Below are 17,864 nucleotides of genomic sequence, written 5' to 3' on the forward strand. Positions count from 1 at the left end.
GTTTTGGCCTAACATACTCACCTTTTTACTGACATGCAAATAACAAAAAGAAAAAATCCAGTGTGTAACTTTTTATAGGTGCTCGATTATGAATATAGAAAAAACTGCAATCAGTCTCACTCAGGACCTTGTCAGAATTCCCAGTGAATCCTCCAACCATACCGAATCCGACCCCAAACACCCCGAAAACAAGGTCAATGAATATCTGGCCTCTTTTTGTATCACTCGTGCTATAGACTTTGAACTTCAGGAAGTTACAGCAGGTAGAAACAACTTCATCGCTTATTTTCCTAAAAAAAATGCCCCTAAATTACTTATTACCGCACATGCTGACACAGTCAGTGCCTCAGGCATGACAAAGGCGTTTTCCGGCGATATTGCCGACGACAAAATATGGGGACGTGGGGCCTGTGATGACAAGGGGCCCTTAGCTGCGGCGCTAAGCACTTTAGCTGGCTTACAGCAACAAAACAGAAAACTTGCCTACGATGTAACCTTTGCTGCTACTGTTGACGAGGAATGTTCTATGGCCGGTGCTGCCGCACTTGCCACCAAATTAGACCCCTGGGACCTCTGCATTGGATTGGAACCAACAGAACTTACGATCATTAATGCCCACAAAGGCATCCACCGCTGTAAAATTTCTACTAGAGGGGTTGCAGCCCACTCCTCCACACCAGATCGAGGGCGAAACGCAATTATTGAGATGCATGCCATTATAGCCGACTTACAGGTCTTAGGTCTGCGCATCAAGAGGCAGCATAACTCCGTTCTGGGGGAGGCCTCTCTTGCGATAACACAGATTAAAGGAGGCTCATCAGTCAACATTATTCCTGATTATTGCCAAATTTCTGTCGATACCAGGTTGTTGCCTGAGCAAGATCCCAAACAATACACCATGCAGCTGGAGCAGTTAGTCGGAGGCCGGGGAGAAATTAAAGATATTTTTTATGCTGGAGGTATTGAAACGGATATCAACCACAAACCTATCTCAAGGTTGCAAAATGCAATTGCCCAGTGCGGCTACAACCCCACTCCGCAAGCTGCCTCCTATGCGACGGATTGTTCTAAGCTTATAAAGAAAGGACCATGCCTTGTCTGGGGCCCTGGCTCCATAAGCCATGCCCACCAGAATGACGAACATATTGAGATTACACAGATCAAGGATGCCTGCCGAATTCTTCAGATGTACTTATCGGCTGAGCACTGAATGAAAAACTGTCTCATGCTTGGTAGATCAAGAACATAATCCACAGTAGTCGCCCTTATCGCTGCCTGAGGCATACATGGAGATTCAGCAGTTTTCGGGTCTTGAACAACTGTTGTTCCACCATACTCTTTTATCGATAAAAGACCGACAGCGCCATCCGTATTGGCTCCAGTAAGAATAACCCCAATCACCTTAGAACCATACGCAGTCGCTGCACTTTCAAATAACACATCAATTGAGGGCCTTGAGAAACAGACCTTATTTTCACTCGAAAATGAAAATGTTCGATCCCGCTCAATAAGCAGATGGTATTGCGGTGAGGCGAAATAGATCACTCCAGGACTAAGAGATTCCATTTCTTCGGCGTCTTTTACCTGAAGGGAACAACTACGACTAAAATGCTTAAGATGAAACTGATCACTGGTCGGATGCAGGTGCAAAACAACGACAACGGCCAATGGCCATTCGGGAGGAAGATAGGGCAGGATTTCCCCAAGGGCTGTCCAGCCGCCCGCGGAAGCTCCTATGACCATGACATCGAAATTTCGCAAAATCATAAAGACGATTTCTTTTGATAAATTTTATGCCTTTTTTCGTACTCATTAAACTCACTAACAATCGTAGAAAACTTCAAACTCTCTTTGCTGCCAAGACATAAGAACCCATTGTGAATCAAACTTTCACTAAACAGCCTGAACACCCGTTCCTGAAGAGTACGGTCGAAATATATTAATACATTTCGGCAGAGGATGAGGTGCATTTCACCAAAAACCTGGTCTGTCACAAGGTTGTGTCTGGCAAAAGTAATGTTTTTCTTTAAGGAATTAGCCATTACGATAGAATCATATTGGGCATGAAAATACTCAGACAAAGAGGCCTTTCCACCACTTTTTCGATAATTTTCGGCATATTCCTTGGTTCGGTCAATCGAGAAAATACCCTGCCGGGCAGTACTCAAGGCATCTTCATTAAAATCAGTGGCGTAGATTGTCGTTCTTTCCAAGAGCCCCTCTTCATGCAACAGGATTGCAAATGAATATACCTCTTCACCGGTTGCACAACCAGCGTGCCAAACTTTTATAAACGGATAGGTCGCAAGATATGGTAGAACTTTCTCACGCAGCGTTTTATACACTTCAGGGTCACGAAACATTTCAGTTACGGTAATCGAAAAATCACTAACCAATTTCTGAAAAAAAACTGAGTCGTGCAGCAGGTTTCGTGTAAGATCGGTAATTTCTGCACAGCCCAGCTTAACTTTGGCCTGTTTAACGCGCCTCTCCATTGAAGCCTTTGAGTAGTTACGAAAGTCATACCCATAACGTCGGACAATCGCCTCCAGCATCAAGTCAAGCTCAATCTTTTCGAGATCTTTTTTCTCCATAACAACCTACCGATACAGCCAGACCCTCATCATTGACAGCAATCTTCCTTCCTCAATCGGTTTAGTAAGATAATCGCTTGCTCCAGCCTCCATACACTTGCTTTTATCTTCAGCCATTGCCTTGGCTGTTAAAGCGATAATCGGTAAACTCCGAAATGCTTCTTGTTCTCTGATTTTCTGCATAGTCTCATACCCATCCATGACTGGCATCATAATATCCATAAGAACCAGATCGACGGCCTCCAGTTCGGCCATCAGACTTAAGGCATGTTGACCATCATGGGCAATATGAACACTCATACCTCTCTCATCAAGTATCTTGGAAAGAGCGTAGGCATTTCGCATATCATCATCCACAATCAGAACCCTCTTATCCTTGAACATGGCATCCTGATCGTACAGACTTGCAATCATCTGCCTTTTTTTTGTAGGCATATCTCGTATTACCCGATGCAAAAAAAGGGATGTTTCATTAAGGAGTCGCTCTTCGGACTTCAGGCCCTTGATAATTACGGTATCGGTATATTGAAGCAGAGAGTCACCTTCTTCTTTGGTTAACTCACGGCTTGTGTAAATAATAACGGGCGGGGTCGCGACATTTTCCATTGACTCTAAGTTCGCCAACAGGGCAAAACCAGTCATATCCGGCAGTCCAATGTCGAGTATCATGCAATCAATTTTTTTGGCGCTCAAAACATCAAGAGCCTCCTGGCCGCTTTTTGCTATGATAACATTAATATCATCGTTGCCGATGAGTTCAATAATCTCTTGAGCCATAAGCTCATCATCTTCGACAACAAGCAAATCCCGCATTCGAGCTGACATCGCATCTTCAAGCCGGTCAAAAACCTCTTCCACCCCTTCCTGACTGATTGGTTTGAGTAAAAAACCCATGGCGCCTTTTTTAAGGGCTTCAATATGTTTTTCTTCCCCTGATATCATATGCACCGGGATATGGCGCAGGGAGGCATTCGTTTTCAAGGTATCAAGAACCTGCCAGCCGTCAATATCAGGCAAACGAATATCGAGAATTATAGCACTTGGTTGATAGCGCTCAGCTAAATCCAGTCCACCAAATCCAGTCGATGAGACCATGGATTTAAAGCCCTTTTCACGTCCCAAGTCCATAAGGATTTTGGCAAAATTAAGATCATCCTCAATGATCAGAATAACCTTATCGTGTTTTGATAGTTCCTGCCGATCATCTGGAATATCCGGGCTTAATAAAGAATGAGCATCTTTCCGTTCAAACGTGGCAGAGGATTTAAACTCCTGATCTTCTCTGCTGGAGTTATCGGAGGTTTCAATTATTTCATTTTGATCGTTCTCATCGACCATAAATGGAATAAAGAGTGTAAATGTAGCCCCTTTTCCCTCCTCACTGATAAGCTGGATCTCGCCACCCAAAAGGGTCGCAAGCTTAGAAGAAATCGAAAGCCCTAAACCCGTCCCCCCGTATTTTCTTGAAGTACCACCCTCGGCCTGTTTAAAGGCATCAAAAATTATAGTTTGCTGCTCTGGTGTAACCCCTATACCCGTATCTGTTACGGAGATTGCCATGGTGAAATTTGGATCCAGGGAGGATTCAGAGAATTTACTCTCGGCATCGGCAGGTTTAAAAGTTACCGTCACTCCTCCTTTGGCAGTAAATTTAATGGCATTAGCAACAAGGTTACGGACAATCTGTTCGAGCCTTTGCCGGTCTGTAACTATAATTTTTGGTAAACCATTTTCTATACCTACAGTAAAATCGAGTCCCTTGTCAGCAGCCATATGCCTGAAATTATCATTAAGCCAATCAGCAAAACCACGAATACCAAACGTTTCATGGGAGGCTTCCATATGGCCTGATTCTATCTTTGACAAATCAAGGATATCATTGATAAGCTTCAGTAGATCTTCGCCACTGTTATAGATAATGTTAGCGGATTGAACCTGGTCAGAATCTAGATTTCCTTTTTTATTTTTGACCAGGTCTCGAGCCAGCAGGAGAAGGCTGTTTAAAGGTGTTCGTAACTCATGGGACATATTGGCCAGAAACTCTGATTTATAGCGGCTGGCGGCGATAATCTCCTTAGACTTGCCATCAATTTCATTCCAGGCAATTTCTAGATCCTTATTTGTTTCATTTATTTGTAAATTTTTATGTTCAAGGGCTTGAGTTTTCTCTTCCAACTCTTCATTTGTGGCCTGCAACTCTTCCTGTTGACTTTTTAACTCCTCCTCACTTTGCCTTAAGCACTGAGTTTGCTCCTCCAACTCTTCATTTGAAGTTTTCAGTTCTTCATGCTGGGTCTGCAACTCCTCTGCCTGTTGCTGGGTTTCCTGCAACAGCTCTAATGTCCTGGCGCGCTGTTGCATTGAGTGAATAGCGATGGCAATAGACTCTGAGATCAGTTTCAAGAACTCTATCTGTTCAGCGGAAAAACTCTTTATTGAAGCTAGTTCAATAACCGCCTGGGTAGTTCTCCTCCAAAGCGCAGGTAAAACAATACTATGTCGTGGTATCGCCTCGCCTAAACTTGACTTGATACGGAAATACGTATCCGGCAGATCAGAAAGAACAAGCAGCTCTCCCCCGCGAGCCGCTTCACCAATAAGTCCTTCACCTATTTTAACAGTAACGGGGGGATTATCATGATCGACATATGAATAACTTTCAGCCAGACGAAACGTAGTGTCATTTTGGCGCACGTACATAGCGCCAACCTGAGCGTCAATAAATTTTGCCAGGAAGCTTATAATATCTCGACAGAGAACATCTTCTTCCTTGTCCTCGCGCAACTCTTCAGCAAGTTTGGCTATTCCTTCTGTTTGCCAACTGCTTTTATGAATAGTTGCCGCCATTTTATTGAATAGTTTTGCAACGACGCTCGTTTCATCACTGGAACTCGTATTTTCGGCAAGCCTAACAGAATAATCACCGTCAGCCATCCTCAAAAGCCCAGCCATAAGAGTCTGAAGTGGTCTTGTGATTGAATTAGTGATGAGCAGAGAAAACAAAACGCCAATGACAATTGCCATAAAACTAAATATCAGTACAAAAACGTATGCTGAATTGACCTGGGCTTGCGCCTTATTCATATTATCCTGACCATTAACCCGAGATTTTTCAACGATGTGATCAACCGCCTGTTCAATTTCCATAGCACGATCCAACAGGCTATTTTTCAAGAGGTTAATTTTACGGTTCTCCTCAACAAGTGCATCAAAATAGGTTTGATACGATTTCAAATACTCGACTGTTTCGCTGACATCATCATAGTTGACGTTGGCAGTCTCAATGGCTTGTCTCAGGTCGGCAACAGCCTGGTGGCTTTTTTGGACATAGAGCAGATTCTCCCTGAGCAAATAGTCCTTTTCATGTCTTCTGATCTGAAGAACCATTGATCGTACATTGGGCACATACATTGAGCTCAATATACCTTCCATCTCAAGTCCGATGCGATGCAGGGCTTTGCGATGACCTTCATGCACATCCCGCTGTTCAGCCGTTTCTAAAAAGGTAGCAGCTTCCTCCGTATAGGCGGTCGACAGTCTGGTCAGTTTATCGGCATAAATCGGCCTCATGGGGTGGGCTTTCAGCAGTTCGTCAAATCGCTCCAACTCGGTCTTAAAAGGCTGGGCGCTATTTTTATGGTCTATTTCGAGGCTATATCGATTCAATCGACCAACAGACAGAAGTAACTCTTCAACTGCATGTTCGGTAATATGTTCATCAAAAAGCATCTGGGCTATTTCTCTGAATTTACCCTGCAACCCCTCATCATGAGTTAGTCCCTGTTTTTTTCGTCCTTCCACAATTTTATTAAATGTCTGCTCATACACCTTTAAGCTTCTAGAAATAACCTCCAACATATCCTGAATTTCAAAATCACCTGTCTTTTCGACATAACTGCTGATCTTAGCAGACTGGTTATTAATCTCATCGATTCCCCGGTTAACCTGCGCTGAGTAAATTAGTTTATTGTGCAGCAAAAAGTTTATCTCATTTTTGCGGCATTCATTTATTAGTGTCTTTATCGTCGCGGCTCGATCAACGACATCATGCTCTTCTTCCAATACCTGTTTGAAAAAAACATCCGCCCTCTTCTGAGATACTTGATACGTGACAATTACCGCCACAAGCAATGAAAGCATCAAGACGCTGTTGGCGAGTAATTTTGTGCGGATCTTAAATCTTTGCAGAAAATTCATAGTACCCTCAAGATTTCAGTTCTTTACATTCTTTACAGTTGGAGTAACGACAATGAGACAAATGTTAATGGGCAATGCTGATTGATGAGGGGTTGACCTTTTTTAAGGCATCAAAATGAAATAATCCGAAAGGATCTGGCGCCGCGCCCTCTCCTTGTTGGGCAACCCTGAATTTCATCTGCTCCTCCATAATCATGACAAGATTTTGAGGCAACTCTGTTTTAAAAATATGACGATCCCACTCATAGGCAATACTTGCCGGATCAAGATGTAGAAACTCAGCCAGGATCTCTTTCGTTTTGGTAGGATTATTTTGAATATAGCGATTTGCTTTTTCCAAAGCCTTCAAGAAACGAATGGCCAACTCATGATTCTCTGCCAACCAACTTTTCTGAGCGATAAGAAGCCAGAAAACCTCTTGCCCCATCTGCGCAGAAGTATGATACGCGTTCTCCCCAAGATCAGTAATGGCTTGATATGCATGGGGATACCAGGTAACTACGGCATCGACTTCACCCCTGTTCAACATTCCGGCTAAATTAACCGGCTTGGCATCCACCAGTTCAATATCACCCATGGCAATTGAATTATATATGAGCATTTGGTTGAGCCAGTAAACACTTCCACTCTCTTTTTTAATGCCGATTTTTTTGCCCCTCAAATCGCTAACCTGATTAATGCCTCGATCTCTCCTTGCAACCAGTTCATTAGTAACACTTCTGTTTATTGAAGACAGTATTCGCCAACTATCATTCACCAGAGCATCATCGGCAGCAATAATCTCTGGGACAGTTGCAATATCGACAACACCGTCATCAAGAGCTTTTTTGGTTGCCACTCCAGACTGTTTTATGCTCAGATCAACCTGAATACCCTCATTTTCAAAATACCCCAGTTCATGAGCCAGAATAACAGATGCAGATTTAATGGTCGTGTTGACAGCAATAGTGAGTTGGTTATTCTCCAAGGTAGCAGGAGGTGATATTTTTTCATTCGTCTTGGTCTGTTCTTGGTCGGAACTGCAACCATAAATTGAAAGCAAGCCTACAAGGCAAAACAATAACACAGTCGTAACTTTAAAGAGTTCTTTATTCAAAATCCCACTCCTTGAGCACTTGCTGCTTTTTCAGTTAGAGGCTGGCTGTTCTTGACACTGCTAGAGCTGCAAATCGAGCGCCTTGACAATTGTTTCAATCCCAATACGTTCAATAAAACGGCTGGTTCTCTCTTTTTTGCGAGCATTTTCTTTGTAGTATTCTAAAAATTTGCGGCTTAACTCAACGACTTGAGCCCGGCTGATATCCTTGGCTATAATATCACCAATTCGTGGCCTGCCGCCGGCATTTCCACCGACTATCAAGGTCCAGCCTTTGGCCTTTGCGAAGACGCCAACATCTCGTAAATAGCCTTCAGCACAGTTCATCGGACAGCCAGACACTCCAAATTTGATTTTCGCTGGATAGTCAAGGCCCTGAAACATGCCCTCTAATTCCACTCCAAGGCCAAGCGAATCATCAACTCCAAATTTACAGAGACTATTACCTGGACAGGCCTGTACATAGTGCAAACAGAGGGCCTGTGCTTCACCATGGTCAATCTGCAGGTCATTCCAGGCAGGATCGACTTGTTCCTTTTTCAGGCCAACCAGGGCGATTCGTTGTCCCGATGTAATTTTAACAACAGGGATATCGTATTTTTTAACCACGGCAGAAATCTGGTCCAGAATTTCTGCAGACAGTATTCCTGCAGGAGTTCGTGGTACGATCGCATAGGTTTTCTTGTCGCGTTGTAAAATTGCCCCCTTCGGGTTGTCATTTTCCATTTGTCCACTATTGTCCTTTAAATTAGTTTATAAACTAAAATGTTTCCTAATTTTCTTGGCCAGCTCGACTCCAATTCCTTTAACTTGGCAGAGCTGATCTATATCTGCCTCGGCTATGCGTTTAACACTGCCCAGTTTTTTTAATAAGGCCTTGCGTTTCTCGAATCCGACACCATCGATCAAATCAAGGGGGGATTGCATAAGTTTTTTAGAGCGTAATTTGCGATGAAAGGTAATCCCGAAACGGTGAGCCTCATCACGAATACGCATGAACAGTAATATTGTCGCTGAATGCCGATGAATTTTCAAAGGATTTTTTCGTCCAAGTGCATATATTTTCTCACCCTCGTCGCTTTTTTCCTTAGCAATACCGAGGATGTCGAGCTGTCCCGACAGGTTATGATTCAAAAGGGCCTGGTGGGCCACCATTAGTTGACCTTTGCCGCCATCAATCAAAAGCAGATCCGGCAGGTTATCAGCTATTCGAGATAGATGACGATCGAGCAGTTCCGCCAATGAGGCATAATCATCTGGTCCGACAACCGTCTTAATCGTATAATGCCTGTAGTTTTTTGGATCTTTTTCTCCTTGCCAAAAAGCAACCACCGAACCAACCGTATGCTCTCCTGAAATATTTGAGATATCCATACAGGTTATACGATTCGGGAGACGACCTAATTGACAATCACGCATAATGGCTTTAGCGAGAATCTCCCAGGAGCTATTTTTGCGATCAATATCAGAAAACACCTGTTCAGCGTTTTTTTGAGCAATAGAAACCAACTTCACAGAGTCACCGCGAAGTGGCTGTTTCAACAAAACCTTGGCGCCCCGCAGTTCCTCAAGCCATTCACAAAGCGCATCTTTTTCGGAGGGATTAAAGGGTACAAATATCTCCTGCGGGAAAAAGCTGGTTTTCTCATAAAAGCGCTGCATAAATTCGGATAACACTTCACTATCATTATCAAGCGGCTCTTCCAGAAAATGATTTTCATGGGCCTGAATCATGCCGCTTTTAATTCGCAAAATTGCAATAGCTACTGAACCAGCCTGACGAACAAAGCCAAAAACATCCTGATCGCGGTAGTGGCTGGCTGAAACCATCTGTTTTTCTATCGTTTTTTCAAGGGCCTTTTTTTTGTCACGATAGTGGGCCGCGGCCTCAAACTCTAACTTGTCAGCGGCCTCAGACATTTTTTTTTCCAGTCTTTCCAGAACCTCATGGTTTTTCCCGGATAAAACATTGGCTACGTCCAGCACTAACTGTTGATACTCGTCAGCGCTTACGTTTCCGGTGCATGGCGCTAGACACTTCTGCATTTGAAAATTGAGGCAAGGCCGGTTACGCATTTTAAGATTCGACCCTTTACAGCGCCTCAAGGGGAAAAGCTTATTAAGCAACTTTACCGTTTCCCACATCGCCGAGGCCGAGGAAAATGGTCCGAAAATCATCGTATCCTTACTGTTTTTTTTGCGCGTTATAACGAGGCGAGGCCACTGTTCATCTACAGTAAGTTTCAGGTAGGGGTACTGTTTATCATCTCGAAGAATGATATTGTAGCGAGGTTTAAATTTTTTAATAAGCGACGATTCGAGAAGCAACGCTTCTTTTTCCGTCATGGTCAGGGTTGTTTCTATACGTTGAGTTTTACTAAGTAGAACTCCTGTTTTATTTGATTGTGTCGTTAAATAATTGACATACGATCTGAGGCGATTACGTAGACTACAGGCCTTACCGACATATAAAACCTCATCTTTTGCCCCCTTCATCAGATAAATGCCAGGACCTGTCGAAAGAGAACTCAGAAAATTTGCTGTTAAAAGTGTGTTTTCGGTCTTTTCAGTTTTCACATTTTTACTCTGCCTACAACATAGAGTTGTACTTTCAATTGAAATGGAGTAATCTTGCGCGCTTTAAATTACTGTGTTTCATATAAGGCTATAATTCGCAATAGAAATATAAAATATGACGGCTTTTTAAATGTAAACAGTACTATTGATTTTTTACAATGAAATGATTTAAGGAGGTTTGGGGAAAATGGCAGATTCGGATAAAAATGAACAGTATCGAGGTCCTTGGGGACACATTGTCAGAGGGATGTGGAGATCACCGCTTGGAATAATCGGTGTTATCCTCACAACTGTTTGTGCAACGCTCATGGTTGTAGGGCTTATAGTTGAACTTTTTGGTTTGAGCCACAATGTTTATGTTCCGCTGTTAGCCTTCCTCGTTTTGCCTGGTGGTATGATTACCGGCCTTCTGCTTATCCCTCTTGCTGCCTTCCTGCGCAGACGTCAATGGCATAAGCACGGAATAGCTAAAGACCACCTTCAGGTAAATTTGAGCGACCACAAACACCGGAAACTGATGATTTACTTTGTTGTGCTCACTGTTCTCTTCTTTCTTTTACTTGCTGTCATCGGCTACGAAGGTTATCACTTTTCTGATTCCCCGTTCTTTTGTGGAAAGGTCTGTCATCAGGTCATGGAACCTGAGTATGATGTATATAAACGTTCACCACATTCAAAGGTTGTATGTGTCGAGTGCCATATCGGACCTGGCGCTCAATGGTTTGTTCGTGCCAAGATCTCCGGACTTCGCCAGGTACTCGCAGTGGTGACCAACAGCCACAGCCGTCCAATTCCCGCTCCTGTTGAGCATTTGCGACCGGCTCGTGACACCTGTGAAAACTGCCACTGGCCAGATAAATTCAGCGGCAAACGTATTAAAAAATTCACCCATTTTTCTAACAGCGATCAAGAAACACCTGAAGTTAATGAAATCGCCCTCCATATAGGTGGCCACAATCCAGTAACTGAGGCTTTTGAAGGCATTCACTGGCATGTTAGTAACGATGTTAAAATTGAATATAAGGCTGTTGACACCCGTCGTTTAGTTATTTCCAATGTTCGTGTTACCCGACCTGACGGCAGCCAGGATGAGTTTACTAAAACTGACCCTGAGCTTCCAGAAGGAACCGAACCTGCCGAAGGACTTGCTTTAGAATGGCGAACCATGGACTGTATCGATTGCCATAACCGACCAACACACGTCTTTGACCTCCCAGAAGAACGCGTTGACTTTGGCCTGTTAAGCAAAAAAATCAATCCAGAGATCATTGGTATCCGTGAGGATAGCCTTACGACAATCAACACTGAATTCAATACACGAGAGGAAGCTCAGAACAACCTTGTTAATCGTCTAGTTGAACTTCAGACAAATCGACACGGCATTGACTATGTCAAGCGTTACGAAAAAGACCTGGCAACAGCAGGTGAATATCTCTTAGAGACTTATCTGGGCAATATCTGGCCAAACATGAACATTAAGTGGGGCACCTACGGAAGCCATTTAGGTCATCAACGCGCCGAAGAAGGCTGGGGTTGTTTCCGTTGCCATGATGAGGAACATGTAAATTCACAAGGTGAGTCAATTACCCAAGACTGTAGCCTCTGTCACGACGAACCTGAATAACTGATACTTGCTCCTTAGCAATAAGCCTTGTCCCAGAAATGGTTCAGGGCTTTTTTTATGCGTATTTCTTGGTAAAAACGTCAATTTACGGTACATTGTCTAATGTTTTTCAATTCGCAAATCATCAAAACAAACGCCACACAAGCAACCTACTTCGGGAGAAATCATGTCTGACTCATTAAATAAAAACCTGGGAACTACTGAAGTTCTCTGGGAACTTAACGATCTCTATACCGGAGTCGATGCCAAAGAGATAGATGATGATCTCGCAGCCTGTCAAATCGAAGCCAAAGCTTTGCATGATGAGTTTAGCGGTCGAGTCGCAGAACTTTCCGCTGACCAGATACTTAAGGTGATCGTGCGGCTTGAAAATCTGGCAACCGAACGTGGACGCCTATCAACCTATGCCTTTTTAAACTTCACCACCCAGACTCAAAACTCTCAAGCCACTGCTTTTCTGCAAAAAATCAGGGAAGAAAACAGCCGTATCAGCAAAAACACTGTCTTCTTTGAACTTGAATGGAATGACCTGTCGGATTCTCACACTGCCGAACTTTTAAATAATGACATTCTTTCCCATTATCGACATTACCTTTCCTCTCTTCGCCGTTACGCCCCCCACATGCTTTCACGAGACGAGGAGACCTTACTTATTGAAATATCGCCTGTTGGTCGCGGTGCCTGGACATTGCTTTTCGAGAAAGTGATGGGGCATCTTGAGTTTGGCGAAAAAAAACGGACTGAGGAAGAAGTTCTCGCCGATCTCTACCATCAGGATCAAACAGTTCGGCAGCAGGCAGCTAGAGACCTGACCGATGGTCTCAACAGTCAACTCCATGTTTTGACACACATCACAAATACCCTGCTTGCCGATAAAATGATCGATGATCGTCTTCGCAAATACCCCGCCTGGGTAAGTTCAATGAACCTGTACAATGAACTTGAGGACAAAACAGTTAATACGTTAATAGATACTGTCGTAAGTCGATATGATATCCCAAAACGTTATTATCACCTTAAGAAGAAGATTCTTGGCCTTAAAGAACTTTCAGACTACGACCGTTATGCACCTCTGCCCGATCTTCCCTCTACCGTAGTTAGTTGGAAGGATTGCCGTAAAATGGTCATCGATAGTTTTACTGAGTTTTCTTCTGAACTCGGTGAAATAGCACAGCTATTTTTTGACAAAAACTGGATACACGCCCCCATTATCCCCGGAAAACGCGGTGGAGCATTCGCACATCCTTGCACTCCGGATGTTCATCCCTACCTGATGATCAACTACACAGGCAACCTTCGTGACGTTTCAACAGTTGCCCATGAGATGGGACACGGCATTCATCAATATCTATCTGCGAAACTTGGTTATTTAAACAGCGACACCACTCTGGTCCTTGCTGAAACCGCCTCTGTATTTGCAGAGTTACTCCTTTTCAAAAAACAACTTACTCTCTTACATAATCACGACCAAAAGATAGCCTTTATCTCTCAAAAGCTTGAATCTATATTCGCTACCGTTTTCAGACAGATCGCTATGAACCGTTTTGAGGAACTTAGTCATACAGGCAGGCGGCAGCATGGAGAGTTATCTGCCGAGCAATTAGGTGAGTACTGGATACAAACCCAGCAGGAGATGTTTGCCGACAGTGTGATCCTCACCAAAGACTACTCAACATGGTGGTCATACATACCGCATTTTTTGAGCACTCCGGGATATGTTTACTCCTATGCTTTTGGAGAACTTTTAGTTCTTGCACTCTACAATATATATCGTAAAGATACGGAGTGGTTTGTACCTAAATATATTGAACTATTAAAATCCGGCGGCAGCAGTACACCCTATGCCCTTGTTGAGCCCTTTGGAATTGACTTAAACTCATCTGATTTCTGGCAGGGAGGTCTTGAAGTCATTGATGATATGCTTAAAGATATAGAGCTATGATTAAACGTTATCCCCGTTCAAAAAAGCAGGGAGTTCTTAGTTTTTTCAGCACCTTTTTTGATAAAAATTCTAAGACCGATATCGTCGTAAGGCGTCCGCCACGTGTTCACCTTGGCCATCTCCATTCTGTCAGCTTTGACATGGAGAGCCCCGAGAGGCAATCTGGTATTGGCCTTACGAATATTTCACGAACCGGAATTGGCTTCTTGGCCAGTCATTGCCAATGGCCTCAACCTGGAAGCTCCGTCCAGGGAACACTGAATATTTTGAACCATAAACTACCAACAACGCTTCGTGTTGTTCACTTAACCTCTGTAGTCGTTGGCTGCCATTTCACTGTTATCGGTCAAGAGTTTTCTGAAATTCTAAGTAGTTATTTTGATGCAGAACTCGACGCCTTACGTCTTGTGAAGGTTAGCCCCCAATACCTCAAGAAATGCCCTGCCGGAACACCTGTGTGGTATAAAGGGCTCGATAACAGCGAGCTTTTTATCGTTCATACAGACAACCGCATACATGAGTTCACTATGGTTTTCCTGGGCAACACAATACATTGGTCGGAACACTTGGAATCAGCACAATATGGTGTTTATCAAGGTTCTGAAGTTGAACTGTACAGTCAAACAGCAACCTCTCTTCCCTCTTCCATAGTTCAACCTTCTGAGATTAACATCACTGCTATTAAGTTTATCCAAAATATCAAAGACCTTAAACGCGGCTTCACAGACCAGATTGAAAAAATCCTTAACATATCTTCATCTGCCAATCTCGGCTGACTGCGCTGAGCATTATTTTCATTTCCGCACCCTTTTTTTATTTGTTATTTAAAAGTCATTTTCACTGATTTATCTATTGGCACTTACACCTAATGAACTGAGCATGAGATGCATGGGTCATAGGATCGAACCAGCATTTGAGCCAACAACTCAATATCGCGATCATCTACATTAGTTTGAGAATACTGCATAGCCATTTCTTCAATATCATGGTGAATATTAGCGTGGTTCTGGCTGGTTGGAATAACGCAGTCGGCCTTTACGAGAGTACCTTTGGCGTTAAATTCATAATAGTGATACAAGATGCCTCGTGGAACTTCTATCGCACCGACACCACAACCCTTTCTGGGTGAAACGGTTTGCCGATCTTCCTGTAAGGGGAGAGCTAACAGCTCATCGATAAGACTGATGCTATCATAAACGACGTGAACACATTCAACCAGTTGGGCAACATTGCACATAAACGGGTTGTGACAGACCGGAGCGAAGGCAAGTTCTGACGCAACATTACGGGCTGCACTGTGCAACATTCCGAAATTATTATTCATCCTGGCAAGCGCCCCAACAGCAAACGATTTGCGAGAGAGTTTACTCCACTTCGACGTCGATCCCTTCACGCAGTATTCATTGGTCATCTTGCGATAATCAGCCTCTTTATGTCTCACACCGTCTGAGGAGATCATTTCACCGCCAATAAAAGGGTAATCGTTTTCACCCTTAAGGGAAACAAATTCCGTTTCTCTTACAAAAGAAGGAGTTGCAAAGGATTTAAACAGTTCAGCAGAAGCAACAAGGTCAGGAGCAGCAGCTGCCAGTCTTTGACGGATACCATCAAGCTCCTTTTTCTGTGGCAACATGGTAAACCCACCGACAACCGTGCGGATCGGATGAATTCTTCGCCCACCAATTATATCACATGCGTCATTGGCTATCATTTTCAAGCGAAGTGCCCTCTGAATTACATCAGGATGGCTATTAATCAAGGGGAGGACACTGCCAGTACCCAAAAAATCGGGAGCAGCCAGAAAATAGAGATGCAAAATATGACTCTGCAAGGTTTCCATATGCTTGAGAAGCAGCCGCAGTCTGGCAGTTTGAACCGTAGGTTGTATCTGAAAAGCGTTTTCAATGGCACGAATACTTGCCAAAGTGTGGCCGATAGAACAGATGCCGCAGATACGACCGCAGATATAAGGCGCATTCTCCCAGTGTTTGCCAACCAGCATTGCCTCGAAAAAACGTGGTGTTTCAACCACCTCCCACTTAGCCTCTACAACTTTACCATCGCTTATTTTTATTCTAATATTCCCATGGCCCTCCACCCTGGTAAGATGCCTGATATCAATATTGCAGGAGAGTTTCATGATCTGCCCTCTGTTTTTCTTTGTTCACAGGCTGCTTTAGTTCTGAGCTTAGAAGTGAAGTCTGTAAAGCCCCCAAAACATTCCAAACGGTCAATCAGCTCCACATTTTTAAAGCCGTAATTGTTAAATATCTCTTCCAGCTGATCCATATTGACAACCCCGGCTGGCCCACGACATCCCCAGCAACCTCGTCGATTACTGGGGCACCAGGCGTCACACCCTGCCCTGGTAACAGGACCAAGACAGGGCTCCCCCAGTTCAAAAAGGCAGATATTCTCCTTGGCTTTGCACTCCATACAAACCGGAAAATCGGGAATTTTAACCGATTTTCCCACTACCAGATTTGTAACAATCTGCTCCACCTCTTCCTTCTTGACCGGGCAGCCATAGATATTGAGGTCAACCGCAACATAATCAGCAATGGGGTGCACTTCATCTGTCTCTACCGGAAAATCTCCATAAACTTCCTTGGTAACCCAGTCCAAATCCGCAAAGCGGTTTTTGAGCTGATTAACACCGCCAAAGCAGGCACATGACCCGAAGGCAATCAGGATCCTGGCATTGCGCCTAATCTCCAGTAGGCGTTCAACTTCATCACTCCGGCTGATCGAACCTTCAACAAAGGCAATTTCGTAATCATCACTACGCTCAGTCATGGCCTCTCTGAAATTTACTATCTCCACCAGGTTCAAAAAACCGATCAAGGTATGTTCATTATTAAGAATTTGTAACTGGCACCCTTCGCATGCTGTAAATTCAAAAAAAGCAACTTTCGGACGTTTCAAAGGAACACCAAGGAATGAAATTGGGCCAGCCATTCATATCGCCTCTTTCAGATTCATTACTGACCAGTAATCAAAAACTGGCCCATCAAGACAGGTATAGGTAGATCCGATGTTACACCGACAGCATTTCCCTCGTCCGCAATGCATCCTCCGTTCAAGTGAAACAAACATTTTCCCCATGGGCAATCCGGCATCCATCAACATATTACAGACAGAACGGAACATTACCGGAGGCCCACAAACGATGGCGTACGTAGTATCCGCAAGTGAAGCACTTTCGTTGATCCTCGGCTGAATAATTTCAGTAATCAAACCGACGTGGCCATCCCACGATTGGTCGGCATTATCGACAGTAACAGTCAAGTTTATGTCAAATCGACGCCATCCTTCATACTGATATGTAAACAAGAGCTGTTCGGGGCTTTTTGCACCATACATGATGTCAACCTGACCGTATCGGCTCCTGTTTTCAAGGACTGCAAGAAGGGGGGAACGTAGGGGGACAATACCAAGACCGCCGGCAATCAGAAGGATATTCTGGCCGACCATCTGTTCGACCGGGAAATGAGTTCCAAATGGTCCGGAAATTCCTACTCGAGCTCCGCGCTGCACTTTATCCAGAAAGTTTGTCAAGTTGCCGACTTTACGAATACAGAGCTCAAACTTACCAGTGGTTGACGGTGAAGAAGAGATAGAAAAAGGGGCTTCACCAATGCCGGGCAGTTCCAGCATAACAAACTGACCAGGTTTAAAGGTAAAGCGATCGCCTAAATCAGGGTCGCAAATTTGTATCTGGTAAAGTTTTTCATTTTGAGTAAGCGAGTAGATGTTTGTAATTTCTGCTTTGTAGGCATATTCAAAGGCCCCACCAGTATCGCCCTTTCGGCGGTTCATCTTGTTTTCGCTTAG

General features: G+C 43.8%; 13 protein-coding genes. 4 read left to right on the forward strand and 9 right to left on the reverse strand.

The features are described 5' to 3' along the window. Positions 1-88: 88 nt before the first annotated feature. On the forward strand, positions 89-1,210 hold the full coding sequence (locus HQK80_00060; protein ID MBF0220618.1) for a M20 family metallopeptidase: 1,122 nt from the start codon (positions 89-91) through the stop codon (positions 1,208-1,210). Here HQK80_00060 and HQK80_00065 read toward each other — a convergent pair. The 6 genes from HQK80_00065 to uvrC all read right to left on the reverse strand — a co-directional run bounded on the left by HQK80_00065 (position 1,183) and on the right by uvrC (position 10,464). Next, positions 1,183-1,767 carry a chemotaxis protein CheB gene (locus HQK80_00065; protein MBF0220619.1) on the reverse strand — a complete coding sequence of 195 codons (585 nt, stop codon included), beginning with the start codon at positions 1,765-1,767 and terminating at the stop codon, positions 1,183-1,185. The genes HQK80_00060 and HQK80_00065 overlap by 28 nt on opposite strands. Further along, positions 1,764-2,594 (reverse strand): protein-glutamate O-methyltransferase CheR, encoded by an 831-nt coding sequence (locus HQK80_00070; protein ID MBF0220620.1) that lies wholly within the window; start codon positions 2,592-2,594, stop codon positions 1,764-1,766. The genes HQK80_00065 and HQK80_00070 overlap by 4 nt, the downstream gene beginning before the upstream one ends. A gap of 6 nt (positions 2,595-2,600) precedes the next feature. Beyond that, positions 2,601-6,791, reverse strand: coding sequence for a response regulator (locus tag HQK80_00075; GenBank protein MBF0220621.1), 4,191 nt, complete (start codon positions 6,789-6,791; stop codon positions 2,601-2,603). Positions 6,792-6,855: 64 nt separating this feature from the next. Beyond that, positions 6,856-7,887, reverse strand: a complete 1,032-nt coding sequence (locus HQK80_00080; GenBank protein ID MBF0220622.1) for an ABC transporter substrate-binding protein — start codon at positions 7,885-7,887, stop codon at positions 6,856-6,858. Between the two features lie 60 nt (positions 7,888-7,947). Further along, the gene (locus HQK80_00085; GenBank protein MBF0220623.1) at positions 7,948-8,613 is read right to left on the reverse strand and encodes an NAD(P)/FAD-dependent oxidoreductase; all 666 of its coding nucleotides are present in this window, start codon (positions 8,611-8,613) and stop codon (positions 7,948-7,950) included. 27 nt (positions 8,614-8,640) lie between these two features. After that, entirely contained in the window at positions 8,641-10,464 is a 1,824-nt protein-coding gene (gene uvrC / locus HQK80_00090; protein ID MBF0220624.1) for an excinuclease ABC subunit UvrC, read from the reverse strand. Positions 10,465-10,651: 187 nt separating this feature from the next. Between uvrC and HQK80_00095 the strand changes: the two genes are divergently transcribed. The 3 genes from HQK80_00095 (at position 10,652) to HQK80_00105 (ending at position 14,806) form a co-directional block, all read left to right on the forward strand. Continuing rightward, positions 10,652-12,088, forward strand: a complete 1,437-nt coding sequence (locus HQK80_00095; GenBank protein ID MBF0220625.1) for a NapC/NirT family cytochrome c — start codon at positions 10,652-10,654, stop codon at positions 12,086-12,088. A gap of 166 nt (positions 12,089-12,254) precedes the next feature. Further along, entirely contained in the window at positions 12,255-14,030 is a 1,776-nt protein-coding gene (locus HQK80_00100; GenBank protein MBF0220626.1) for a M3 family oligoendopeptidase, read from the forward strand. Then, positions 14,027-14,806 carry a PilZ domain-containing protein gene (locus HQK80_00105; GenBank protein ID MBF0220627.1) on the forward strand — a complete coding sequence of 260 codons (780 nt, stop codon included), beginning with the start codon at positions 14,027-14,029 and terminating at the stop codon, positions 14,804-14,806. Before HQK80_00100 ends, HQK80_00105 begins: the two co-directional genes overlap by 4 nt. Positions 14,807-14,895: 89 nt before the next feature. On the opposite strand, the gene HQK80_00110 is transcribed toward HQK80_00105, so the two are convergent. The 3 genes from HQK80_00110 to HQK80_00120 are packed head-to-tail and all read right to left on the reverse strand — an operon-like array spanning position 14,896 to position 17,849. Further along, complete coding sequence (locus HQK80_00110; protein ID MBF0220628.1) at positions 14,896-16,170, reverse strand: Ni/Fe hydrogenase subunit alpha; 1,275 nt, start codon at positions 16,168-16,170, stop codon at positions 14,896-14,898. Continuing rightward, a complete protein-coding gene (locus HQK80_00115) occupies positions 16,167-16,988 on the reverse strand; it encodes an NADH:ubiquinone oxidoreductase (GenBank protein ID MBF0220629.1) in 822 nt (273 codons plus the stop codon). The genes HQK80_00110 and HQK80_00115 overlap by 4 nt, the downstream gene beginning before the upstream one ends. Further along, positions 16,989-17,849, reverse strand: a complete 861-nt coding sequence (locus HQK80_00120; protein ID MBF0220630.1) for an FAD/NAD(P)-binding protein — start codon at positions 17,847-17,849, stop codon at positions 16,989-16,991. Between the last annotated feature and the right edge of the window lie 15 nt (positions 17,850-17,864).

This window comes from Desulfobulbaceae bacterium (assembly GCA_015231515.1).
GTDB lineage: Bacteria > Desulfobacterota > Desulfobulbia > Desulfobulbales > VMSU01 > JADGBM01.